This window comes from Pseudomonas sp. NFPP02 (assembly GCF_900119355.1).
In the GTDB taxonomy this organism is placed as follows: Bacteria; Pseudomonadota; Gammaproteobacteria; order Pseudomonadales; family Pseudomonadaceae; genus Aquipseudomonas; species Aquipseudomonas paracarnis.
In genome coordinates, this window is sequence record NZ_FPJI01000015.1 from 1 (window position 1) to 23,315 (window position 23,315).

The following is a 23,315-nucleotide window of genomic DNA, read 5'->3' on the forward strand; positions in this document are numbered from 1 at the left end:
CCAATGTGGGAGCTGGCTTGCCTGCGAAGACGGCCTGACAGTCAACACAGTTGGACCGTGTACATATCCATTCCTGCGGTAGCGGCCACTTAGGGTTCCGCTTTTACAGCGGCTCACTTTTGAAAAGCGCAAAAGTAAGCAAAACGCTCTTGCCCCACCACTCGGCACCTCGCTTAGGCTCGGTGTGCCCGTAATCCGCCAGTGATTTGGGGGGCCGCCGCCACGCGCCATCCATGGCGCGGGGCGGCTAAACCGGCATCCCTGCCGGTTTACCCCCCAAATCCCTGTCGAATTCCGGCCAGCGTGGTTTAACGGGGCGCCTAAGATCAAGATCAAGAGCGGCTCGCTTCGCATCGTAGTTACCGTCGTCGGCTACAACCTACAGAGTTATGTAGATACCTATGCCTTCATGTGGGAGCGGGCTTGCTCGCGAAAGCGGTGGGTCAGTTTTCACATGTGCTAGCGGATACATCGCCTTCGCGAGCAAGCCCGCTCCCACAAGTAGGTGGCAACTAGCAGACTGACGGTTATTGTCAGAAATTTCCCACAGGAGTACAAATGTACTCCATGACAAACCTGACTCCCCGCCGCACCGCCATCCTGACCTTCATTCGCGAGCGCATCGCGCAACAAGGCCAGCCTCCCAGCCTCGCCGAGATCGCCGAGGCGTTCGGCTTCGCCTCGCGCAGCGTCGCCCGCAAGCATGTGGTGGCGCTGACCGAAGCTGGGTTTATCGAGGTCAACCCCAACCAGGCCCGTGGCATTCGCTTGCTCAATCAACCTGCGCGTCCCGAGTGGCTGGATGTACCGGTGCTCGGCCGTGTGGCGGCCGGTCGGCCGATTGGCGCCGATGCCGAGGTGCACAGCCGCTTGCAACTGGACCCCGCCACTTTCGCCAAAACCCCCGATTACCTGCTGCGGGTGCAGGGCGATTCGATGATTGAAGATGGCATTCTCGATGGCGACCTGGTGGGCGTGCGCCGCAGTGCCGAAGCCTTGAACGGGCAGATTGTGGTGGCGCGCCTGGACGGCGACGTCACTATCAAGCGTTTCGAGCGCAACGGCGACAGGGTTCGCTTGTTGCCGCGCAACCCGGCCTATCAACCCATCGTGGTCGGGCCCGAGCAGGACCTGGCCATCGAAGGCGTGTTCTGCGGCCTGGTGAGGCAAGGCTGATGGGCGCCGTGGTTGCCCTGGACTCGCTGTTCCATGGCGGGCGAGTCTGGAAGGGCCGGCCCGCCGCACCCCCGGCCAGCGTGCACCCCACGGGGCTGGCGGCGCTGGATGCGGTGCTGCCCAGTGGCGGCTGGCCGGAATCGGCCTTGAGTGAAATCCTGATGGCCCAGGACGGGGTGGGCGAGTTGCAACTGGTGCTGCCTACCCTGGCGCGCCTGTCGGCCTTGGGCGAGCGCATTGTGCTGGTGGCGCCGCCCTATACCCCCTATCCCCATGCGTGGCAGAACGCCGGGGTGGATGTGCGCCAGCTGTCCATCATCCGGGCCGAGGAGCGTGACGCGTTGTGGGCGGTGGAGCAATGCCTGCGTTCTGGCAGTTGCGGGGCGGTGTTGTGTTGGCCGCGCAAGGCCGATGATCGTGCCTTGCGGCGTTTGCAGGTGGCGGCCGAAACCGGGCAGACCCTGGCGTTTGCCTGGCGCTCCCTGAGCGAGGCGATCAATGCCTCGCCTGCCGCCCTGCGCCTGGCGGTCGAGGCCAGGCCCGCGCAAGTGCGGGTGCTCAAGTGCCGTGGCGGGCTGGCCCATCCGGCGCCAATTGCCCTGGCGGGGCATTGAGGTTGCCATGCGTTGGGTGTGTATTGTCTTCCCGCAATTGGCGCTGGACGGGGCACAGCGTGTGCACCCCGAACCCGAGCAGCCGCTGGCGCTGCTGGCCGGCACGCCGCAGCGGCGTGTACTGCAAACCGTCAACGCCGCCGCCCGCGCCTTGGGCCTGCGCCCCGGGCAATCGTTGACGGCGGCCCATGCCCTGGTCAAGCACTTTGCCTGTGTGGAATACGACCCGTTGGAGATCGAGCGCCTGCAGCAGTTTCTGGCCGCCTGGGCCTACCGGTTCAGCTCCCAGGTCAGCCTGTATTACCCACGGGCCTTGTTGTTCGAGATCGAATCGAGCCTGGGCCTGTTCGGCCCCTGGCCGCAACTTGAGGCGCGTTTGCGCAAAGAGCTGACCGAACTTGGCTTTCGTCATCGCATCGTCGCTGCGCCCAACCCGGCGGCGGCGCGGATATTGGCAAACGGCTACGACGGCCTGGCCGTGGCCGATGACAGCGCCCTGATGCAGGCCCTGGCGTCGCTGCCTGTCGACCGTGCAGGCCTTGAACCCCAGGCCGCCACCGCCTTGTCGCGCATGGGCCTGCGCAGCCTGGCCCAGGTGCAGGCCTTGCCCCGGCATACCCTGGCGCGACGTTTTGACGCCAGCCTGCTCAAGCACCTCGACGCCCTGAGCGGGCAGCGGCCATTGGCCCTGGATTTTTATCAACCGCCCGACCAGTTCGATGCACGCATCGAGTTGAATTTCGATGTGCAATCCCACCAGGCGCTGTTGTTCCCCTTGCGGCGTTTGACCGGCGACCTGTCCGCTTTCCTGTGCGGCCGCGACAGTGGCGTGCAGCGCTTTGACCTGCACCTGGAACACGCCCAGGCACAAGACAGCGTGATCAAGGTGGGCCTGCTCAGTGCCGAGCGCGAGCCTTCGATGTTGTTCGAACTGGCCCGTGGGCGCCTGGAGCAGGTACAGGTCACCGCGCCGGTGCGAGGGGTGCGCCTGGTGGCCGAGGACTTGCCGGTGTTCGTGCCGCAACGCCAGGACCTGTTCGACGACCGCCCGCAACAAACCCTGCCGTGGGAACAGTTGCGCGAACGCCTGCGTGCACGCCTGGGGGATGAGGCGGTGCAGGGCCTGCGTTTTCAGGCCGACCATCGCCCCGAATGCGCCTGGCAGGCTGCGACCGACCACCAGGCGTGCCCGAGCTTGAACAAGGTCCGCCGCCCAGGCTGGTTATTGCCGCAACCGACCTTGCTGGCCGAACACGGCGTACAGATCCTGATGGGTCCGGAGCGCATTGAATCGGGCTGGTGGGATGGCGCCGATGTCCGCCGCGACTATTACCTGGTCCAGACCCGCGCCGGCCAGCAGGGTTGGGCCTATCGCACGGTGGGGCAAGGCGATGGGCTGTGGTTGCAAGGGTGGTTTGCATGAGCATCCCCTCAGCTGGAGCGCACTTACTGTGGCGAGCAAGCTTGCTTGCGCTGGGGTGCGTAGCGCCCCCAATAAAAGCCGGAGACTGCTGCGCAGTCAGCGGGAGCAAGCTCCCTCGCCACAGCAAGCTCGCTCCTACAACAGGGGGTGGGGGCGCATGAATTATGCCGAGCTGCACTGCCTGTCCAATTTCAGCTTCCAGCGTGGTGCCTCCAGTGCGCTGGAGCTTTTCGAGCGCGCCAAGCGCCAAGGCTACAGCGCCCTGGCGATTACCGATGAATGCACGCTGTCAGGCATCGTGCGTGCCTGGCAAGCCGCCAAAGCCGTGGACTTGCCGTTGATTATCGGCAGCGAAATGCACATCGAAAATGGCCCGAAACTGGTGCTGCTGGTGGAGAACCTGAGCGGTTACCAGCACCTGTGCCGGCTGATCACCCTGGCCCGGCGTCGGGCTGAAAAGGGCAGTTATCGCCTGCTACAGGAAGATTTCGAGCAACCGTTGCCCGGCCTGTTGGCGTTGTGGGTGGCGCAAGACCGCGACACCCAGGCCAGCCTCGACTGGCTGCGCCGCACCTTCGACCAGCGCCTGTGGCTGGCGGTACACCTGCACTGTGGGCAGGACGATGCGCGCCATCTGCAACAGCGCTTGCAACTGGCCCACAGCCTGCAAATCCCTGCCGTGGCCTGCGGCGATGTGCATATGCATGCGCGAGGCCGCCGTGCCCTGCAAGACACCATGACCGCCATCCGTCACCACGTGCCGGTGGCCGAAGCTGGCACGCGCCTGCACCCCAATGGCGAACGCCACCTGCGCAGCCTCGACGCGCTGGCGGCGCTGTACCCCCAGGCCTTGCTGGATGAAACCCTCGCCCTCGCGCGGCGCTGCACCTTCGACCTCGGCCAGTTGCGCTATCACTATCCACGCGAGCTGGTACCCGCGGGGCATGACGCCCAATCCTGGCTGCGCACCCTCACCGAAGAAGGCATCGCCCAGCGCTGGCCCGAAGGCATCGACGACAAGACCTTGCAGCAAATCCATCGTGAACTGCAGCTGATCAGCGAGCTGGGTTACGAAAGCTATTTCCTTACGGTGCATGACATCGTGCGTTTCGCCCGCAGCCGTTCGATCCTGTGCCAGGGCCGTGGTTCGGCGGCTAACTCGGCGGTGTGTTTTGCCCTGGGCATCACCGAAATCAACCCGAGCCTTACCAACCTGCTGTTCGAGCGCTTCCTGTCCAAAGAGCGCAACGAGCCGCCGGACATCGACGTGGATTTTGAGCACGAGCGCCGCGAAGAGGTGCTGCAATACGTGTTCCAGCGCTATGGCCGCACCCGTGCAGCCTTGACGGCGGTAGTCAGCAGTTACCACGCCACGGGCGCGGTACGTGATGTGGCCAAGGCCCTCGGGCTGCCGGCGGACCAGATCAACGCCTTGGCCGATTGCTGCGGGCGCTGGAGCGATGAGGCGCCGCCGTTGGAGCGCCTGCGTGAAAGCGGCTTCGACCCGGACAGCCCACTGCTGCGGCGTGTCTTGACGTTGACCCAGCAACTGATCGGTTTTCCGCGGCACCTGTCCCAGCACCCTGGCGGCTTTGTGATCAGCGAATACCCGCTGGACACCCTGGTGCCGGTGGAAAATGCGGCCATGGCCGAGCGCACCATTATCCAGTGGGACAAAGACGACCTCGACGCCGTCGGTTTGCTCAAGGTGGACATCCTTGCCCTGGGCATGCTCAGCGCGATCCGCCGCTGCTTCGATTTGCTGCGCCGACATCGCCACCGGGACTTGAGCCTGGCCACGATTCCCAAGGAAGACCCGGCCACCTACGCCATGATCAGCAAGGCCGACACCATCGGTGTGTTCCAGATCGAGTCGCGGGCGCAGATGTCGATGTTGCCCCGGCTCAAGCCGCAGACGTTTTATGACCTGGTGATCGAGGTTGCCATTGTGCGGCCTGGGCCGATCCAGGGCGGCATGGTGCATCCGTACTTGCGTCGGCGGAACAATGAAGAGCCCACAACCTATCCCTCGCCCGCACTGGAGGCCGTATTGAAACGCACCCTGGGCATCCCGCTGTTCCAGGAACAGGTGATGCAAATCGCCATGGTCGCCGCCGACTACAGCCCCGGCGAGGCCGACCAGTTGCGCCGCTCCATGGCCGCCTGGAAACGCCACGGCGGCCTAGAGCCCCATCAGCAGCGCCTGCGCACCGGCATGCTGAAGAATGGCTACACCGAAGCCTTTGCCGCGCAGATTTTCGAGCAGATCAAGGGCTTTGGCAGCTATGGTTTCCCGGAGTCCCACGCCGCCAGTTTCGCCTTGCTGACCTATGCCAGTTGCTGGCTCAAATGCCATGAGCCGGCGGCCTTCGCCTGCGCCCTGATCAACAGCTGGCCCATGGGCTTCTACAGCCCGGACCAGATCCTGCAGGACGCCCGGCGCCATCGCTTGCAGATCCGCCCGGTGGATGTGCAGGCCAGCGACTGGGAATGCAGCCTGGAGCCCATCGACGGCCAGCAACCGGCGATTCGCCTGGGCTTGCGCATGATCTCGGGGTTTCGCGAGGACGACGGGCGGCGTATCGAAGCGGCGAGGCAGCAGCGGCGGTTCAACGACATCGCTGACCTGGACGCGCGCGCCGGGCTGGATACGCGTGCCCAGGCGCTGTTGGCGGATGCCGGGGCCTTGCGCGCCCTGGCCGGCAACCGCCATCAGGCGCGCTGGGACGTGGCCGGTGTGCATCAGCAACTGGGCTTGTTTGCCGGCCTGCCGAGCCCCGATGAAACGCGGGTGGCATTACCCGAGCCCACGGTAGGCGAAGATTTGCACGCCGATTACGCCACCCTCGGTACGACCCTGGGGCCCCATCCCCTGGCACTATTGCGCGCCGAGTTACGCCGGCGCCGCTGCCGCAGTTCCCAGGAGTTGCTGACGGTGGAACATGGGCGCAACGTGAGCATCGCCGGGCTGGTCACTGGCCGCCAGCGCCCAGGCACGGCGAGCGGCGTGACCTTTGTCACCCTGGAAGATGAGTTCGGCAACCTCAATGTGGTGGTCTGGCGCGACCTGGCCGAGCGTCAGCGCCAGGCGCTGGTGGGCTCGCGTTTGCTCAAGGTGGACGGCCGTTGGGAGGCGGTAGGTGAGGTGCGGCATTTGATCGCGGGGCGCCTCACCGATTTGACGCCGTTGCTGGATGGAATGGTGGTGCGCAGCCGGGATTTTCATTGAGTTCCAGGGGTTTGTGCATTCCTCTGTGTTCAGGATGAAACCATCCACCGCTGGCGCGCTCCAAAACTTGCGACTGTCTTGTCCCTGCACAGAGCCCAATCATGCAATTTTTATCCAACCCCCATGGCTGTGAAGGCTGGGCCGGCGAAATGGCCCAGCGGATTCGCACGTTCGACTGGTCAAGTACCGACCTTGGCCCCTTGGATCAGTGGTCCACGAGCCTGGCTTGCACCGTGCAAATGATGCTCGCCTCACCCGTGCCGATGGTGATGCTGTGGGGGCGGGCGGGGTACATGATCTACAACGACAGCTATTCGGTATTTGCCGGCGGGCGCCATCCCTACCTCTTGGGCACTCCGGTAGAACTGGGCTGGCCGGAAGTGGCCGAGTTCAATCGGCATGTGGTGGATACGTGCCTGGCGGGCGGTACCTTGTCGTTCAATAACAAGGAGCTGGTGTTATCGCGTCACGGCCAACCGGAAAGCGTATGGCTGGACCTCTATTACAGCCCCGTGGCCGGGGACAACCAACAGCCGGCCGGGGTGCTGGCGATTGTGGTGGAAACCACTGAACTGGTGAAGTCCGAGCGGGTGCGCCAGGAGCTCACCCATAATCTGGAGCAACGCGTAGCCGCTGAAGTGCAGGCGCGGTCTGCCGCAGAAGACCAGTTGCGCCAGTCACAGAAGCTGGAAGCGATTGGCGGCCTGACCGGTGGCGTGGCCCATGACTTCAATAACCTGCTGCAAGTGATCGCCGGCAACCTGCATTTGCTCGCCCGGCATGAGCCGGACAATTGTCAGGTGCAACGTCGCGTCACCGCGGCCATCGCCGCCGTGGAGCGAGGGGCCAAGCTGTCGTCGCAACTGCTGGCCTTTGCCCGTCGCCAGCCCTTGTCTCCGGCGGTGTACAACCCGCAGCGCATCTACGCCGGCCTGGGCGAGCTGTTGCAACGGGCGTTGGGGGAAACCATCCATATCGACGTGCAACTGCCCCAGGACTCCTGGTGCATCAATGTCGACCGCAACCAGCTGGAAAACGCGCTGCTCAACCTGGCGATCAACGCCCGCGATGCCATGCAAGGCGAGGGTGTGATTCGTATCACCGGGGAAAACGTCATCCTCAACCCGGACGATTGCATCGGTAAAAGCATCAAGCCCGGCGAATACGTGCGCCTGGCAGTGGCCGACACCGGCGTGGGCATGTCCGAGGCGACCCTCAAGCGCGCATTCGAACCCTTCTTTACCACCAAGCGCGAAGGCCACGGCACCGGCCTGGGGTTGAGCATGGTGTTCGGTTTTGTGCGCCAAAGTGGCGGGCACGTGGACATGTGGAGCGAGGAGGGCAAGGGCTCGGTGGTGCAGATGTATTTCCCCCACTGCCTGGAGCCTGAATGCCTCGACGACTACAGTGATGCGGACCTGCAAGGCGGCGGCCAGGAAACCATCCTGGTGGTCGAGGACAACGAAGGCGTGCGCCTGACGGTGGTCGAGTTGCTGCAGCAGTCGGGTTATACCGTACTGACCGCCGAGGATGGCGACCGCGCGATGCAAGTGTTGCAGCGCGGCGTGTCGCCGGACCTGATCTTCACCGATGTGGTGATGCCGGGTCGGGTCAAGAGCACCGACCTGGCCACCTGGGCCCGCGCGCAGAACCCGCCGGTGCCGGTGCTGTTTACCTCTGGCCACACCCGCGACATTCTGTCTTCCAATCATCTGCTCAGCGCCGATATCCACCTGCTGAGCAAACCCTACAGTCCCGATGCCCTGACCCAACGCGTGCGCAGGGTGCTAAGCGCAAGACAAGGTTGCCCATGACTTCACAGCGCAACATCCCACCGCTCACCGCCCGGCAAACCGGCTTTGTCAGGGTGCGTGGCGCCCGTGAACATAATTTGCGCAATGTCGATGTGGATATTCCCCGGGACGCCCTGGTGGTGTTTACCGGCGTGTCTGGCTCCGGCAAATCGTCCCTGGCGTTTTCCACGGTGTACGCGGAGGCCCAGCGCCGCTATTTCGAATCGGTGGCGCCCTATGCGCGGCGCTTGATCGACCAGGTCGGCGTGCCGGACGTAGACAGCATCGAAGGCTTGCCGCCTGCCGTGGCCCTGCAACAGCAACGGGGTACACCCAGTGCGCGCTCGTCGGTGGGCAGTGTCACCACCTTGTCGAGCTTGATCCGCATGCTCTATTCCCGCGCCGGCCGCTATCCGAAAGGGCAGGCCATGTTGTATGCCGAGGACTTCTCGCCGAACCTGCCCCAGGGCGCGTGCCCGCAATGCCACGGCCTGGGCCGCGTGTATGAAGTGACCGAAGCGCTGATGGTGCCCGATCCGTCCTTGACCATCCGCCAGCGTGCAGTGGCGTCCTGGCCGTTGGCGTGGCAGGGCCAGAACCTGCGCGACATCCTCGTGACCCTGGGTTATGACGTGGACATCCCGTGGCGCGAGCTGCCGAAAAAGCAGCGCGACTGGATCCTGTTCACCGAAGAAACCCCCACCGTACCGGTGTACGCCGGCTTCACCCCGCAGCAGACCCGCGAGGCGTTGAAACGCAAGTTGGAGCCCAGTTACCAAGGCACCTTCAGCGGCGCTCGGCGCTATATCCTGCACACCTTCGCCAACACCCAAAGCGCGCTGATGAAAAAGCGTGTATCGCAGTTCATGCAAGGCAGTGCCTGCCCATTGTGCGAGGGCAAACGCCTGAACCAGGCGGCGTTGTCGGTGAAGTTTGCCGGGGTGGATATCGGTGAGCTGTCGCAATTGTCCCTGGCGCAATTGGCCGAGTTGCTGCAGCCGGTGGCCGCGGGGCACGACACGATGAAGCTGTCGGTGGAAAAACGCCTGGCGGCCCAGCGCATCGCCCAGGACCTGCTCGAACGGGTCAACACCTTGATCGAACTGGGCCTGGGCTATCTGTCCCTGGAGCGCAGCACGCCGACCCTGTCGTCCGGGGAACTGCAGCGTCTGCGCTTGGCTACCCAATTGGGCTCGCAGTTGTTCGGTGTTATTTATGTGCTCGATGAGCCTTCGGCGGGCCTGCACCCGGCGGATGGCGAAGCATTGTTCACCGCGCTTGATCGTTTGAAGGCCGCGGGCAATTCGCTGTTTGTGGTGGAACATGACCTGGAAACCATGCGCCGCGCCGACTGGCTGATCGACGTGGGCCCGGCTGCCGGCGAACATGGCGGGCAAGTGCTGTACAGCGGGCCGCCCGCAGGGTTGGCGGATGTCGAGGCCTCGCAGACCCGCGAATACCTGTTTGCCTCACCTCGCCCGGCCAATGTGCCAAGCCGCGAGCCGGCCGGTTGGCTGAAGCTCAAAGGCGTGACGCGAAATAACCTGAAAGATTTGAACGTGGATTTCCCGCTGGGCTGTTTCACCGCGGTGACGGGGATTTCCGGCTCGGGCAAATCCAGCCTGGTCAGCCAGGCGCTGCTGGAATTGGTGGGCACGGGCCTGGGGCGTGTGCTGGAAAGCGACGATGAACCGAGCCTGGAAGATGCTGCACCGCAAGCCAGTGGCGGGCGCATCAGCGCCGGGCTCGAGCACATTCAGCGCCTGGTGCAGGTGGACCAGAAGCCCATCGGCCGCACGCCGCGTTCCAACCTGGCGACCTACACCGGGCTGTTCGACAACGTGCGCAAACTGTTTGCCGCCACGCCAGCGGCCAAGAAACGCAATTACGATGCCGGGCAGTTCTCCTTCAACGTCGCCAAGGGCCGTTGCCCGAACTGTGAGGGTGAAGGTTTTGTCAGCGTTGAATTGCTGTTCATGCCCAGCGTGTACGCGCCATGCCCGACCTGTCACGGCGCGCGCTATAACCCCGACACCCTGGCGATCAAATGGCAGGGCTTGAACATCGCCCAGGTGCTGGGGCTGACGGTGGAGCAAGCGGTGCAGGTGTTTGCCGAGCAGCCGGGCATCCTGCGTTCGTTAGTCGTGTTGCGCGATATCGGCCTGGGTTATCTGCGCCTCGGGCAGCCGGCCACCGAGTTGTCTGGCGGTGAGGCACAGCGCATCAAGCTCGCTACCGAGTTGCAACGCAATGCCCGGGGCGCCACCTTGTATGTGCTGGACGAGCCGACCACCGGGTTGCACCCCAGGGACGTCGATCGTTTGCTCAGCCAACTGAACCAGTTGGTGGATGCGGGGCATACGGTGGTTGTGGTGGAGCATGAAATGCGCGTGGTGGCCCAAAGTGACTGGGTGATTGATATCGGGCCGGGAGCAGGGGACTTGGGCGGGAGAGTCGTGGCGTGTGGGGCGCCGCAGAAGGTGGCCAAGAGCAAGACCAGCCGGACTGCGCCGTTTCTTGCTCGGGAGCTGGTCTGACTGGAGGCTGGCCTTTTGTGGGAGCTGGCTTGCCTGCGATGATGGCCCCCAGCCGACCCCTATCTGCCTGATCCAACACGATCCATTTGCATTGTCTGTGGAAGCAGTGTTTGGCTCAGCGGATCGAGTCCAGCATGCGCCCCAACATGGCATCACATCCCGCCAATTGCGCTACGCTCACAAACTCATCCGGCTTATGCCCCTGCTCCATGCTCCCGGGCCCGCATACCACGGTGGGAATGCCTGCCGCATCAAACAGCCCGCCTTCGGTGCCAAACGCTACGGTGCCGAACGCTTGCGAGCCGCAAAACGCCGCAATCAGCTGCGCCGCCTGGCTGTGCTCATCCGTGACCAGCCCCGGGTAGGCCGACAGCTCTGTGAACCGAATGGAGCTCTGCTTGCTGACCGCCTGCATACGCGGCAGTACCTGCTGCATGGCGTACGCTTGCAGTTCTTGAGCGACTTCAGCGGGGTCCGAGGCGGGCAGGGCGCGTACTTCAAAGTCAAAGCGACAATCGGCCGGGACGATGTTCAATGCCTTGCCACCACTGATCAGGCCGGTCTGTACCGTGCTGAAAGGTGGGTTGAAACGTGGGTCCTGGTGCGAACGCAAGCGCTGGCCGATGCGCCCGAGTTCGCAGATCAGATCGGCGGCATGTTCGATCGCATTCACCCCCGAGGGCGCATACGCCGAATGACATGCTTGACCCTGTATGTCGCAGCGCATCGCCAACTTGCCCTTATGACCCAACACCGGTTTGAGTTCGGTCGGTTCGCCGATGATGCACAGCATGGGTTTCACCGGGCGCTGTTCCAGAACAGCGAGCAATGAGCGTACGCCCAGGCATCCGACTTCTTCATCGTAGGACAGGGCGATATGCACCGGCAGGCGCAACGGTGTTTTGACCAGTGCGGGTACCAACGCCAGTACGCACGCGATATACCCCTTCATGTCGGCGGTGCCGCGCCCGAACAGCTTGCCGTCACGCTCGGTCAACGTGAACGGCGGCAGGGTCCAGGGTTGCCCATCCACTGGCACCACGTCGGTATGCCCCGACAGCACGATACCTGGCAGCTCAACCGGGCCGACGCTGGCAAACAGGTTGGCCTTGGTGCGTTGCGCGTTGTAGACCAACTCGCTGGCGATACCAAACCCGGCCAGGTAATCGCGCACAAACTCGATCAACTGAAGGTTGGACTCACGGCTGGTGGTGTCGAAGCCCACCAGCGTTTCCAGCAGGTCGCGGCTGCGGCTCATCGCTCGTCTCCGGCCACGCCGTAGCCGGGGGAGCGGTCGGGGGCGAGGGCGCGATCGATATAGTCCTGTACCTGTGGGCGGTAGGCGTCCCAGAGTTTTTGCAATTCGCCAATCGGCGCTTCGTCGGCCCAATCCACGCGCAAGTTGATGATCGGCCAAGTCAACTCGCCCACCACCACCAGCGCGGCGGAATGCACCGGGCCGGCTTCGCCACCGGCGGCGATGGCGGCATGCATCGCTGCCAGCAACCGGTCTGCGAGCTGGCCTTCGCCCTGTTCAAAGGCCGAGACCATCGCGGTGATGACTTCACGGTCGGCGAGCATATTGCCCGCCGCCACGCATTGCTCGCCCGATACCGCGTGATGGGTACCCAGGGTCTGGCTGCCGCTGAAATGCACGCTACGGCCCAGGTGGTCTATCGCCGTCAGTTGTCGATACTGGCTGTAGCCGTTGCGGGTGAGTGCTTTGTCGACGGCATCGTCTGGGGCCAGGCCCTGTTCCAGCCCGTCGAGCACGTCTGGGCCGAGGGCCGGCAAGGTGATGTTCTGGGTCGATACCGCGCCCACGCCGGGCCGCAGCCATGGGCAGCGAGCGCCTACGGCGATACTTGATGAGCTGATGGCAACGCCCAACTGGCCGGTTTCCGCGCAGCGGCCAACGATTGAAAAGGTCATGGCTAGCCTCCTTACTCTGGGATAACCGCGATCACATCGATTTCCATCAGCCACTGCGGCTGGCCCAGGGCCGAGACCACCAGCCCGGTGGAAATCGGGAATACGCCCTTGAGCCACTTGCCCACTTCCTGATACACCGGCTCGCGGTAGCGTGGGTCGATCAAGTAGGTGGTGGTTTTGACGATGTGGCTGAGGTCGCTGCCGGCTTCTTCGAGCAGTTGCTTGACGTTTTTCATCGCCTGTTCGGCCTGGGCCCGAGGGTCGCCGAGGCCCACCAGGTTGCCATCGAAATCAGTGCCCACCTGGCCGCGTACATACACGGTGTTGCCGGCGCGCACGGCCTGGCACAGGTCGTTATCCAGGCTCTGGTTGGGATAGGTTTCTTTGGTGTTGAACATGCGGATGCGAGTGTGAGTAGGCATCAAAAAACTCCAGGAAAAAGTGATCAGGCGCTGACAGGGGTCTGGCGGGCAACCGGCGCAGCTTCGCGGTACTCGAGGTACTGACGCTGGATAGCGATATGGTCGGCTACGTATTTGGCGTCGTGCCACACCCCCCAGATAAACGACGAGCCACGCCGCGATTGCCATGGCAAACCGAGGAAGTAGATGCCGGCTTCGCTGGATACACCACGTTGGTGTTGCGGCTTGCCGGCGGCGTCGAAAGCGTCCACCTGTAGCCAGCTGTAGTCCACGACAAACCCGGTGGCCCAGATGATCGAGGTGATGCCCGCTTGGGCCAGGTCCAGCGTCAGGATTGGCTGCTTGATGCATTCAGCGTCGGGAAACACGCGACGTGCTTCGGGCTCCAGGGGCAGGTCGAGACCATTGCGTTCGATATACGCGTCGGCCGCGTCCAGCAGGGCCCGGTAGTTCTCATCCCCGCGTGCCAGGTTTTCCACCAGGTTGGGTTGGAACGTCGCCACCGTACCGTCGAAGGCTTGGGTCAGGCCAACCAGGGTCATGCCTTGCTGGGCCAGTTCACGGAAGTCGATGGTCTTGCCGCCGTGGGCGCCGCTCACAGCAATGGTCACGTGTTCACGGCCAGGTTTCATCGCCGCCTGGTCCCACTCGCCCAGAACCCCCAGCCACCAGCAGAAATCCCGGTTGCGATAGGCGCGGGGCGGGCGGTCATGGGCGCCTACCGACAGGTAGACCTGGCGACCGGCGCGCTGCAGTTCATCGGCGATTTGTACGCCGGAAGAACCGGCGCCCACCACTAATACGGCGCCTGCCGGCAGTTGCCCTGGGTTGCGATAGTCGGCGGAATGGATCTGGTGCAGTGCCGTGCCTGTAGGCGCTATGCCTGGAATCACGGGCTTCTGGAATGGCCCGGTGGCGGCGACCACGCGGTTGGCTTCGATCACACCTTCACTGGTGTGCACGGTGAAGCCGGGGCGGCCGATGTTACGTACCACTGACGTCACGTCCACGCCAGTGCGGATCGGCGCATTGAATTTGCGTGCATAGGCTTCAAAGTAATCGGCGACCCGCTCTTTTGGCGCGAAGCCATCGGCAGGGACGTCGTCGAATTCCAGACCGGGGAAGCGGTCATGCCAGGCCGGGCCGTTGGCGACCAACGAGTCCCAGCGCCCGGTGCGCCAGCGTTCGGCGATACGGCTGCGCTCCAGCACCAGGTGCGGCACGCCTTGCTTGCTCAAATGCTCGCTCATGGCCACGCCAGCCTGACCTGCGCCCACCACCAGCGTGTCTATTTTTGTTATTGCTTGAGTCATGTGTCTGTCCTTGCGTAATGCAGTTGGATTCAGCTTGGGCATGACGTCAAGTTAGGGGGCGGGCGGTGATTAATAAAATATTATTAAGTTGGGAATTGAGCATAAATATCGGATGCAGAGGGGGCTGTAGGAGCTAGCTTGCTCGCGAAAAACGTCAACGCTAACGCGTGTTTTCTGAGTCAACGCGGCGCCTGTGGTTTTCTCGCGAGTAAGCTCGCTCCTACAAACAGCTTAGAGCTCTCCGGAGTACTTCACCGCCGCCGCCGCCCGCGACGGTACCTTCAGACTGCGCAGCAGGGACGACACATGAATGCGCACGGTAAACGGCGAGATATCCAGGGCCTTGGCGATTTCCTTGTTGGTCTTGCCCTGGGCAATCAGGCGCAACACTTCCTGCTGGCGGGTGGTAAGGGTATGAGTGTCCAGCGGCAGCAGGCCCGACGGCGCGAACTTGACCAGCACTTCGCCGGCGCGTATCGCCAGCAGCGCCTGGCCGATCTCATCCGGGGCGATGTTCTTGCCGATAAAACCGTCGACGCCCAAGGCCATGACTTGTTCGATCAGCGCAGGGTCGTCGACCATCGACACCACCACCAAGGTGGTGCGTCGCAGTTGCTGGCGCATTTCGGCCAGTTGGCTGATGCAGGTCAGGCCGGGAAAGCGCAAATCGAGGATCAGGGTATCGACCTCGCCCGCCTCGCGCAGCAACGTATTCACCGTGGCCAGGTCGCCGGCCTCTTGCACCTGGGCGTCGGGCAGCAAGCGTTGCACGGTGCGCGCCATGCCTTCGCGAAACATGGGGTGGTCGTCGGCGATGATGATCCGGCCGGTCATGGTGAGCTCCTTCCTGGGGCCAGGTTGTGTCGAGGCATGCTACTTTATTTACCCTCGGTGTAGGAGCGAGCTTGCTCGCGAAGCACGCACCGGCACCGCGTATTCCCAGGTCAACGCGTTATCGTTGACGTTTTTCGCGAGCAAGCTCGCTCCTACAGATGATAGGTCAAGGATATGACGATGAGCCCCGAGACCAACTCCGAACTCGATCAGGCTAATCTGCGCATCGTGGTGGCCAGCATCGCTATCGTTTACATCGGCGTGCTGGGCTTTTTGCCTGGGCAGTCGTTGGACACCTATCTGCCGGTGATCCTGTATATCTTGCTGTTCCTGCTGGCATCCATCGTGTTGCGCCAGGTGATCGCACGCTGGCCTGGGCATTATCCGGCGCGGCGGATCTTCGGCATGATCCACGACTACACGGGCACTTCGTTCGGCCTGGTGATGGGCGGTGAGGCGGCATTGCCGCTGTATGCGGTGATGGTCTGGGTGAACCTGGGCAACGGCATGCGCTACGGTTCGCGCTACCTGGCAATTGCGACGGGGCTGGCGTTGCTGGCGCTGTTGATCGTGTACCAACTCACGCCGCTGTGGCAGGCGCAACCCTTCATGATGCTGATGCTGATGATCACCAGCACAGTGATCCCGGTGTACGCCCATATCCTGTTGGAGCGCACACGCAAGGCTTCCGAGCAAGCCATCGCCGCCAACCTGGAAAAGTCGCGCTTTCTTGCCCAGGCCAGCCATGACCTGCGCCAGCCGATCCACTCCATCGGCCTGTTCACCGCCTGCTTGCGCGAAGCCCGCTTGGGGGAGGACGAACAGCGCCTGGTGGACAATATCGACCGCTCTTTGCTTAACGTGTCGCAATTGTTTCGTTCGATTCTCGACCTTTACACCCTCGACAACGGACGCCTGTTGCCCAAATACCAAGTGATTCACCTGGGTGACTTTCTCGCCGACCTGGTGCGCCAGAACGCCGAGGCTGCGCGCTGGGCTGGAGTGCAGTTGCGCTTGCGCGCCGGCGCTCACTGGGTGCTGGTCGACCCGGCCATGTTGGCAACGATGGTGCAGAACCTGCTTTCCAATTGCTTCAAATACGGCGCGCAACGACCAGTGCTGATCGGTGTGCGTGTTCGCGATAACGGCTTGGTGTTGGAGGTGCACGACCAGGGGCGGGGCATTGCCAGGGAGCATCTGTCAAAGGTCTTCGAAGAGTTTTATCGCGTGCGCCAACTGCGTGACAAGGACGTTGAAGGCGTGGGCCTTGGGCTGTCCATCGTCAAGCGCCTGGGGCAGTTGATGGGGTTGCAGGTGAGCCTGCGTTCGCGGGTGGGCCATGGCACCTCAGTGAGTCTGCATGGCCTGGCCCTGGCCACCGCGCCGCGTCAACCGGCAGTGCGTGACGATGCTCGCCAGGCCGGTCTGCTCAGCGGTCTGAAAGTGTGCCTGGTGGAGGATGACTACAACGTGCTGCTCGCCACCCAAGCTTTGCTCGAGCGCTGGGGGTGCGAGGTGCAGGCCGAGTCCACGGGGCAGGGCTTGGTCAGCGACTGCGACATCATCGTTGCCGACTACGATCTGGGCAACCATGCCACCGGCATTGAATGCATCGACCAGCTACGCGAACAACGCGGCTGGGCGGTGCCAGCGCTGATCCTCACCGGGCACGATGTGGAGAAAATCCAGGCCGCGTTGCATGATCGGCAGATCGCTATCCTCTCCAAACCGGTACGCCCTGCGGAGCTGCGCGGCACCCTGCGTGAGCTCAGTCAGGAAAAAATTACTGCATGAACGGCGTCAACCCATTGCCTTTGGCGCCCTTGGGCATGCAGTAGGCCGCGGGCTTCATCAGGCCGAAGCTGGCAATCGCGAACGCGCCGCCGCTCGCACCGCTGGGCACGGAGCAGTTGTACTCGCCGGAGGCTGTGTTAGCGACGTAGTAGGTGGTCATGGAGTCGCTGCGCACATTGGAAATACGTTTTACCGGCTCGCCCAGATTGGTTTCCGAAAGCTTCTTGAGATGATCTTCGGTGGGTTTGATATTGCTGCAACCGGCGACGCCGATGATCAAGGCGCCCAGCAGGGCAAGACGAGTGACAGGGGAGTGGAGTTTCATGGTGCTTCTTCCTTGGGGTTGTTTTGGTTTTTCCAACGCGCAAAGAACCCGCGCGCATTGAGTGCGCGGTGTGGGTGAGAACGTTGGAAGTGCCGCGGAATATAGCGCCGCCGTGGGGTGGGGTCGATTAGCACAAATGGGCTAGTGGCAGTTTGAGGTCATGGAAGGAGCTTGCGATGCTGGAGATAAAACGTGCCACGCCGGATGACGCCGAGCGTGCGTTCGAGATTCGACGCGAGGCCATTCGCGGCCAATGCATTGGCGCCTACAGCGCTGAGCAAATGGCGCTCTGGACCCGAGGTCACGCCAGCGATGGCTACAGCGTGTTGATGGAAAAACAGTTCTACATGGGCTGGCTGAATGACGAGCCTGTCGCCACCGGTATGCTCGATCTTGCCGACGGTGAAATAGGGGCCTTGTTTGTATTGCCTGCTTACATGGGGCAAGGCCTTGGCAAGGCAATGCTTGCTCATCTGGAAGGCGTGGCACGCCAGCAAGCGATTGAACAGGTTGTGCTGGATGCGACCTTGAATGCGGTAAGTTTTTATAGAGCGTGCGGGTATGTAGGCGATGAGCAGGCGGTGTATCGCTCTCCGTCCGGGTTGGTGCTGGCGTGTGTGCCGATGGTGAAGCGGCTGCGGGTTATGAGCCCCGCTTGAATGCAGCGCGCAATTGCTCGATCACCTGCGCCACCCCTGGCCCGTGAACCTGCGGCGGGGTGAGGCTCTCGCCAAACTCGCGCCATACAAACAGGGTCAGTTCAGCGCCATCGGTCATGGGTTCGAGGGGCGGCGTACCGAAAGCGTACAGCGAGCGGTAGCGTTCGTCCTGCCAGAACGCTCGCTCCACCCAGTCATAGACAGGAATGAAGTGAAAGTGCAGCGGGAAACCCGGCATATGTCCGTAGCGGCTGATATATAGCCACTTCGGCTGGAGCTGGGCTTGCATCACTCGTTGGATGTTGGCGAGCAAACCGCCCATTTCGGCCAGTGCGGCTTCTGGCATGTCAGCGAGGGAGTCAACCGGTACCTTGGCGCCAAGCATCAGGTAGCCCGGCAGCTTCGACGCTAGGTGGTGGTTGAGCTGCCAGTGCTCGGTCTGGTGAAGGATGAAGGCCGGGTCGATGTGCATACGCGCGCGTCCGTGTGGGCGGGAGCGCCAGGATAACAAAACTGCGGGCTTGCTCGCGAAGGCGGCCTGATAGCCGACCAGATGTCAGATCAGACCGCGTACATATCCGTTATTCAGGTAACGGCCACCTAGGGTTCCGCAATGGCGGCGGCTCACTTTGCAAAAGCGGCAAATCAAGCAAAACGCTCTTGCCCCATTACTCGGCACCTCGTTAGCGGGGCCCTATCGCCCTGCTTAGCCGCCGGCCACTGGACTGCGCCAGTCGTCCGAACCGGACGTCCCGGCGACCTCGTGAGTCCAGATGATCTTGCGATAGCTGAAGTGCACGTCCTCCAGATGGGTGAAGTGGGCGTTGTCGGGGTCCTGGCAGTTGGGCATGCGCGATTGGATGTCCACGATGGTCGCGCCTTCCAGTTCAATGGTGAAATAGTGCTCCAAAGTCCCGGAGGAAGAGTTGCGCAGCCATTCCAACCGGCAGGACACTTCTTCGCCGGTAGTCAGGGCGCTGAACAGCAAAGGTGAGGATTTATCGAAAACCTTGCTGATCATCAGCGGTTTGTGCACGCGCTGACCGGTTGGCTGGCCGGATTGCGGGTCGCGAGGAATGATCACCTGGTGGGCAAATGCTTGTACCAGTATCTGGTCCTCATGACCTTCCTGATAAATGCTGCCTACCGAGTCCTGAGTAAATGTGCCTGCCGTAATCAAACCTTGTTTGACACCGGTGATGGAGAGATACGCGGGTGTTGGCATGACGGGTTTCCTTGCCTGATTGAGTAGGTATTGCCGAACAGCAAAAGCGCTGAAGGGGCAGAGGCCTATAACAAGAAGCGTGCCTGAAAGTATGAAAGCCAATGAAATAAAGACCAAGGCGGCTCTGTGTTCGTTTGTTCAGAGCTTATTGTCGAGCGGTAGGTGGATTTCAGCGCTATTAGTTTCACGCCTGCGCGCACTTAGTTGCTCATGCCCTATAAGTTGTAAATGCGCGGCTGTCGGAGATAAAGCGTGGATTTTTCGATGAAGAGGTGCGCAAATAGTTGCGCATTCCTTTATTTGTTGGGTGTGTAGGACGTTTCTTAAGTTCCGTTCCGTTACTTGCTGATTGTTTTTGTCGTGGCTAAGGTTCACTCACTTCGATGAGTTTTGAATGGAAGTTCAAGGGCGTTTCGACAATGGCGTTAAGTCCTCCTATTTACCTCGGACGGATGTGTGCAACTCAAAATGGCTTATTCAGAAGAACTTTATGTTCATTACCGCAAGCTTGCACGGACAGCATGTTGCTCAAGCAGTTTTGTTGGTAGTGACGTGCGTTTTTCGAGCGAGTTTGAAGCGCTGGAGGCCGAGCTTGGCAAAGCCCAGTCTATCCATGTTGCGGGCCAGCCGGATTGGCAGAGGGTCAGCGAAATCAGCGAGCATTTGCTGCGTGATCACTCCAAGGATCTACGCGTCGCCGTCTGGTTGGTCTGGGCCCTGTATCAACGTGATTCATTTGCCGGATTGCTGGCCGGTCTCGGTTTGCTGCGTGACCTGTGTGAACTCCATTGGGAGCAGGTTTACCCTGGCAAGCTACGAACCCGTGCTGCGGCGTTTGGCTGGCTGGTGTCGCGCCTTGAGCAAGCGTTTGCACTCAACCCGTCGCTCAGCGATCAACGGCCTTTATTCCAGGCCCTGTTGGAACACCTGGCATGTCTCGACCAGCTATGGGGCGAACAACTTGGAAGCGATGCACCTTTGCTGCTGCCGATTCGCCGGCAATTGTCGGAGCGCTTGGCGCAGGGTGTATCCGAACCTGGCGGTGTCGCGAACGTCATTGCCCAGGTCAAGCAGACGACCCAGTTGCTGAGTCCCGGGCAACCGATCAACAACGAAAAAGACGCGCACAGACTGCTGCGCACTTTACAGGAGCAGGCCCGCCCGTTATGTGCCTGGTGGTTGCGCCAGGACGCAACCGACCTGCGTGCCTTGCGCCTGGGTCGAACCTTGGCGTGGTTGATGCTCGTCAATTATCCCGACGCCAACAGTGAGCGAGTAACGGCGTTGCGCCCGTTGGTCGCGGACAAGCGCAAGCGCTATCAAGAGCGTCTCAGCCAAGGCCATCACGCCGATCTGTTGCCTGAGCTTGAGGTAAGCCTGGCGGGTGCGTTGTTCTGGTTGGATGGTTTGCGCATGGTCTGGGAGTGCCTGGACGCCTTGCATGCAAACCTGGCCATGACTGAACTGGAGATGCATTTGGCTCTGCTGCTGCAGCGCCTGCCGCACCTGCCTGAATATCGGTTCAACGACGGCACCCCCTTTGCCGACCCTGCGACAGGTGAGTGGATCGCGCTGCATGTGATGCGTCACGTGCACAAGCCCGAGCCCTCCCATGTTGTCGCCGACAGTCACACGCAGCCCTGGGAGACCACATTGCAAGCGGTGATGCCTTGCCTGCGAAAGGACGGCCTCAAGGCAGCAGTGGCCGTACTCAAGCAAGGGCTGCAGGCGGCGTGCGGTGATCGAGCGCGCTTTCATTGGCGCCTGGCGCTGGCCAGGTTGTGCGTGGCGGCTGGCAAGCATGAGCTGGCCAGGCTTCAGCTGGAAGAACTCGACCTTCAATTACAGCGCACAGGTCTGGAAAGTTGGGAGCCGGCGCTGACCTTGCAAGTCGGCAAGCTTCTGTACCGCTGCTATGAGCTGTTGCCACAAACCCAGCCCATATGCGACTGCAAAGACGCACTGCATCGCAGGTTGTGCCATTTCGATCTTGAAGCAGTACTTGAATAGCGCCTCATCAAAAAGGAAAAGCACCATGGCCAAAGACGGTTCGGTAGCCCCCAAGGAACGTATCAATATTACTTTCAAACCCGCTGTCGGTGGGGCCCAGGAAGAAGTCGAGCTGCCGTTGAAGCTGCTGGTGCTGGGAGATTTTTCCCAGCGTGCGGACCATCGCAAACTCGAGGATCGCAAGCCCATCGGTATCGACAAGCACACCTTTGACGAGGTGTTGGCCAAGCAAGCCTTGAGCCTGACGCTGAGCGTACCCAATCGCCTGCAGGATACCGCTGATGTGGAGGAGTTGCCGATCCAGGTGCAGATCAACGTCATGAGGGACTTCAACCCCGCAAACCTGGTCGAGCAGATCCCGGCGTTGCAAAAGCTGATGGCATTGCGTGAAGCCCTGGTGGCGCTCAAGGGGCCGCTGGGGAACACGCCGAACTTTCGCAAGGCTATCGAGCAGGCATTGGCCAATGACGACTCCCGCGCTCGAGTCCTGGCCGAACTGGGGCTGGACAGCCCTCAAGCATTGCCGTTTCAGTAAAGGGACACTGACACCATGAACACGATTGAACACAGCTCGAAACTCGTACAAACCACCGAAACCTGCAGCATCCTCGATAACATCATTGCCCAGACCTTGCTCAGTGCCGACGACGAGGCTTACGGCATCGCCAAGCGCGGCGTGTCGGCGTTCATTGCAGAGCTGGTGAAGCCACATAACTGTGATGAGCCGGTAAAGAAACACCTGGTCGACCGCATGATTGCCGAGATCGATACCAAGCTCAGCCAGCAAATGGATGAAATCCTGCACCATCCGGACTTCCAGGCACTGGAGGCTTCATGGCGAGGCTTGCAGTTGCTGGTCGAGCGCACCAATTTTCGCGAAAACATCAAGATCGAGCTCTTGAATGTCTCGCGCCAGGACCTCCTGGACGACTTCGAAGACTCATCGGAGATCACCCAGTCCGGGCTTTACAAACATGTCTACAGTGCTGAATACGGCCAGTTCGGCGGACAGCCGGTGGGCGCAATCATTGCCAACTACTTTCTCTCGCCCAACGCACCTGATGTGAAGCTGATGCAGTACGCATCCAGCGTCGCCAGCATGGCCCACGCGCCTTTTATCGCCGCTGCCGGGCCCGGGTTCTTCGGTTTGGAAAGTTTCACCGGGCTGCCGGACCTGAAGGATCTGCGAGATCATTTCGAAGGTCCGCAATTTGCCAAGTGGCAAAGTTTCCGGCAGAGCGAAGACGCCCGTTATATCGGCCTTACCGTACCGCGCTTTCTGTTGCGTACCCCGTATGACCCCCTTGAGTATCCAGTCAAGACCTTTGCCTACCAGGAGAATGTGGTTAATAGCCACGAGCATTACTTGTGGGGCAATACCGCGTATGCCTTTGCCACCCGCCTGACCGACAGCTTTGCGCGATTTCGCTGGTGCCCGAACATTATCGGCCCGCAAAGCGGCGGAGCGGTCGAGGACCTCCCGCTGCATCACTTCCAGAGCATGGGCGAGATCGAAACCAAAATCCCTACCGAGGTGCTGGTATCGGACCGACGCGAATACGAGTTGGCACAAGAAGGTTTCATCGCCTTGACCATGCGCAAAGGCAGCGATAACGCGGCGTTCTTTTCCGCCAGCTCCGTGCAGAAGCCAAAATCCTTTGGTATCAGTGAGGAGGGCAGGGCCGCAGAGCTGAATTACCGGCTGGGCACCCAATTGCCTTATATGATGGTAGTCAACCGCTTGGCGCACTACCTCAAAGTGCTGCAGCGCGAGCAGTTGGGCGCATGGAAAGAGCGCACAGACCTGGAGCTGGAACTCAACAAGTGGATTCGCCAGTACGTGGCGGACCAGGAAAATCCTAGTGCCGAGGTACGTGGGCGGCGCCCGTTGCGAGCTGCACGCATTGTCGTCAGTGATGTCGATGGCGAACCTGGCTGGTACCGGGTCAACCTGACTGTGCGCCCGCATTTCAAGTACATGGGGGCAGATTTCACTTTGTCCCTGGTCGGTAAGCTGGATAAAGAATGA

The 23,315-nt window shown here is 61.7% G+C and carries 19 protein-coding genes; 11 read left to right on the forward strand and 8 right to left on the reverse strand.

The window, feature by feature from the left end; translation table 11 throughout:
- Positions 1-558: 558 nt before the first annotated feature.
- The 6 genes from lexA to uvrA all read left to right on the forward strand — a co-directional run bounded on the left by lexA (position 559) and on the right by uvrA (position 10,772).
- Positions 559-1,176: a transcriptional repressor LexA gene (gene lexA / locus BT204_RS22785; RefSeq protein WP_072448369.1), complete on the forward strand. Its 618-nt coding sequence runs from the start codon at positions 559-561 to the stop codon at positions 1,174-1,176.
- A complete protein-coding gene (gene imuA, locus BT204_RS22790) occupies positions 1,176-1,790 on the forward strand; it encodes a translesion DNA synthesis-associated protein ImuA (protein WP_072448371.1) in 615 nt (204 codons plus the stop codon). The genes lexA and imuA overlap by 1 nt, the downstream gene beginning before the upstream one ends.
- A 7-nt stretch (positions 1,791-1,797) precedes the next feature.
- Positions 1,798-3,213 carry a Y-family DNA polymerase gene (locus tag BT204_RS22795; RefSeq protein ID WP_057974863.1) on the forward strand — a complete coding sequence of 472 codons (1,416 nt, stop codon included), beginning with the start codon at positions 1,798-1,800 and terminating at the stop codon, positions 3,211-3,213.
- A 157-nt stretch (positions 3,214-3,370) separates the two neighbouring features.
- Positions 3,371-6,442, forward strand: a complete 3,072-nt coding sequence (locus BT204_RS22800) for an error-prone DNA polymerase (RefSeq protein WP_057974862.1) — start codon at positions 3,371-3,373, stop codon at positions 6,440-6,442.
- Between the two features lie 101 nt (positions 6,443-6,543).
- Positions 6,544-8,256 carry an ATP-binding protein gene (locus tag BT204_RS22805; RefSeq protein ID WP_054917134.1) on the forward strand — a complete coding sequence of 571 codons (1,713 nt, stop codon included), beginning with the start codon at positions 6,544-6,546 and terminating at the stop codon, positions 8,254-8,256.
- Positions 8,253-10,772 carry an excinuclease ABC subunit UvrA gene (uvrA, locus tag BT204_RS22810; RefSeq protein ID WP_054898518.1) on the forward strand — a complete coding sequence of 840 codons (2,520 nt, stop codon included), beginning with the start codon at positions 8,253-8,255 and terminating at the stop codon, positions 10,770-10,772. The genes BT204_RS22805 and uvrA overlap by 4 nt, the downstream gene beginning before the upstream one ends.
- Positions 10,773-10,887: 115 nt before the next feature.
- On the opposite strand, the gene argE is transcribed toward uvrA, so the two are convergent.
- From argE to BT204_RS22835, 5 genes are all read right to left on the reverse strand, one after another.
- Positions 10,888-12,030: an acetylornithine deacetylase gene (argE, locus tag BT204_RS22815; RefSeq protein ID WP_054917132.1), complete on the reverse strand. Its 1,143-nt coding sequence runs from the start codon at positions 12,028-12,030 to the stop codon at positions 10,888-10,890.
- Complete coding sequence (locus tag BT204_RS22820) at positions 12,027-12,704, reverse strand: DUF1028 domain-containing protein (protein WP_054898520.1); 678 nt, start codon at positions 12,702-12,704, stop codon at positions 12,027-12,029. Before BT204_RS22820 ends, argE begins: the two co-directional genes overlap by 4 nt.
- Before the next feature lie 11 nt (positions 12,705-12,715).
- Entirely contained in the window at positions 12,716-13,126 is a 411-nt protein-coding gene (locus BT204_RS22825) for a RidA family protein (RefSeq protein WP_014718154.1), read from the reverse strand.
- A 23-nt stretch (positions 13,127-13,149) separates the two neighbouring features.
- A complete protein-coding gene (locus BT204_RS22830; RefSeq protein WP_057974860.1) occupies positions 13,150-14,439 on the reverse strand; it encodes a flavin-containing monooxygenase in 1,290 nt (429 codons plus the stop codon).
- Between the two features lie 231 nt (positions 14,440-14,670).
- On the reverse strand, positions 14,671-15,273 hold the full coding sequence (locus BT204_RS22835; RefSeq protein ID WP_054898522.1) for a LuxR C-terminal-related transcriptional regulator: 603 nt from the start codon (positions 15,271-15,273) through the stop codon (positions 14,671-14,673).
- A 180-nt stretch (positions 15,274-15,453) separates the two neighbouring features.
- Between BT204_RS22835 and BT204_RS22840 the strand changes: the two genes are divergently transcribed.
- Positions 15,454-17,067: an ATP-binding response regulator gene (locus BT204_RS22840; protein ID WP_072448373.1), complete on the forward strand. Its 1,614-nt coding sequence runs from the start codon at positions 15,454-15,456 to the stop codon at positions 17,065-17,067.
- Here BT204_RS22840 and BT204_RS22845 read toward each other — a convergent pair.
- On the reverse strand, positions 17,057-17,392 hold the full coding sequence (locus BT204_RS22845; protein ID WP_044273082.1) for a hypothetical protein: 336 nt from the start codon (positions 17,390-17,392) through the stop codon (positions 17,057-17,059). The genes BT204_RS22840 and BT204_RS22845 overlap by 11 nt on opposite strands.
- A gap of 176 nt (positions 17,393-17,568) precedes the next feature.
- Between BT204_RS22845 and BT204_RS22850 the strand changes: the two genes are divergently transcribed.
- Complete coding sequence (locus tag BT204_RS22850) at positions 17,569-18,051, forward strand: GNAT family N-acetyltransferase (RefSeq protein ID WP_072448375.1); 483 nt, start codon at positions 17,569-17,571, stop codon at positions 18,049-18,051.
- Here BT204_RS22850 and BT204_RS22855 read toward each other — a convergent pair.
- Both BT204_RS22855 and BT204_RS22860 read right to left on the reverse strand, forming a co-directional pair.
- On the reverse strand, positions 18,035-18,523 hold the full coding sequence (locus BT204_RS22855; protein WP_072448377.1) for an HIT family protein: 489 nt from the start codon (positions 18,521-18,523) through the stop codon (positions 18,035-18,037). The two genes, BT204_RS22850 and BT204_RS22855, sit on opposite strands and share 17 nt — an antisense overlap.
- A 234-nt stretch (positions 18,524-18,757) precedes the next feature.
- Positions 18,758-19,276: an Hcp family type VI secretion system effector gene (locus tag BT204_RS22860; RefSeq protein WP_034126109.1), complete on the reverse strand. Its 519-nt coding sequence runs from the start codon at positions 19,274-19,276 to the stop codon at positions 18,758-18,760.
- Between the two features lie 468 nt (positions 19,277-19,744).
- Here BT204_RS22860 and tssA point away from each other — a divergent pair, with 468 nt between their 5' ends.
- Genes tssA through tssC form a run of 3 tightly spaced genes read left to right on the forward strand, consistent with a single transcriptional unit; the run spans position 19,745 to position 23,315 of the window.
- Positions 19,745-21,286, forward strand: a complete 1,542-nt coding sequence (gene tssA, locus BT204_RS22865) for a type VI secretion system protein TssA (RefSeq protein WP_057974858.1) — start codon at positions 19,745-19,747, stop codon at positions 21,284-21,286.
- 25 nt (positions 21,287-21,311) lie between these two features.
- Positions 21,312-21,821, forward strand: coding sequence for a type VI secretion system contractile sheath small subunit (gene tssB / locus BT204_RS22870; RefSeq protein ID WP_054898526.1), 510 nt, complete (start codon positions 21,312-21,314; stop codon positions 21,819-21,821).
- A gap of 15 nt (positions 21,822-21,836) precedes the next feature.
- Positions 21,837-23,315: a type VI secretion system contractile sheath large subunit gene (gene tssC / locus BT204_RS22875; protein ID WP_054898527.1), complete on the forward strand. Its 1,479-nt coding sequence runs from the start codon at positions 21,837-21,839 to the stop codon at positions 23,313-23,315.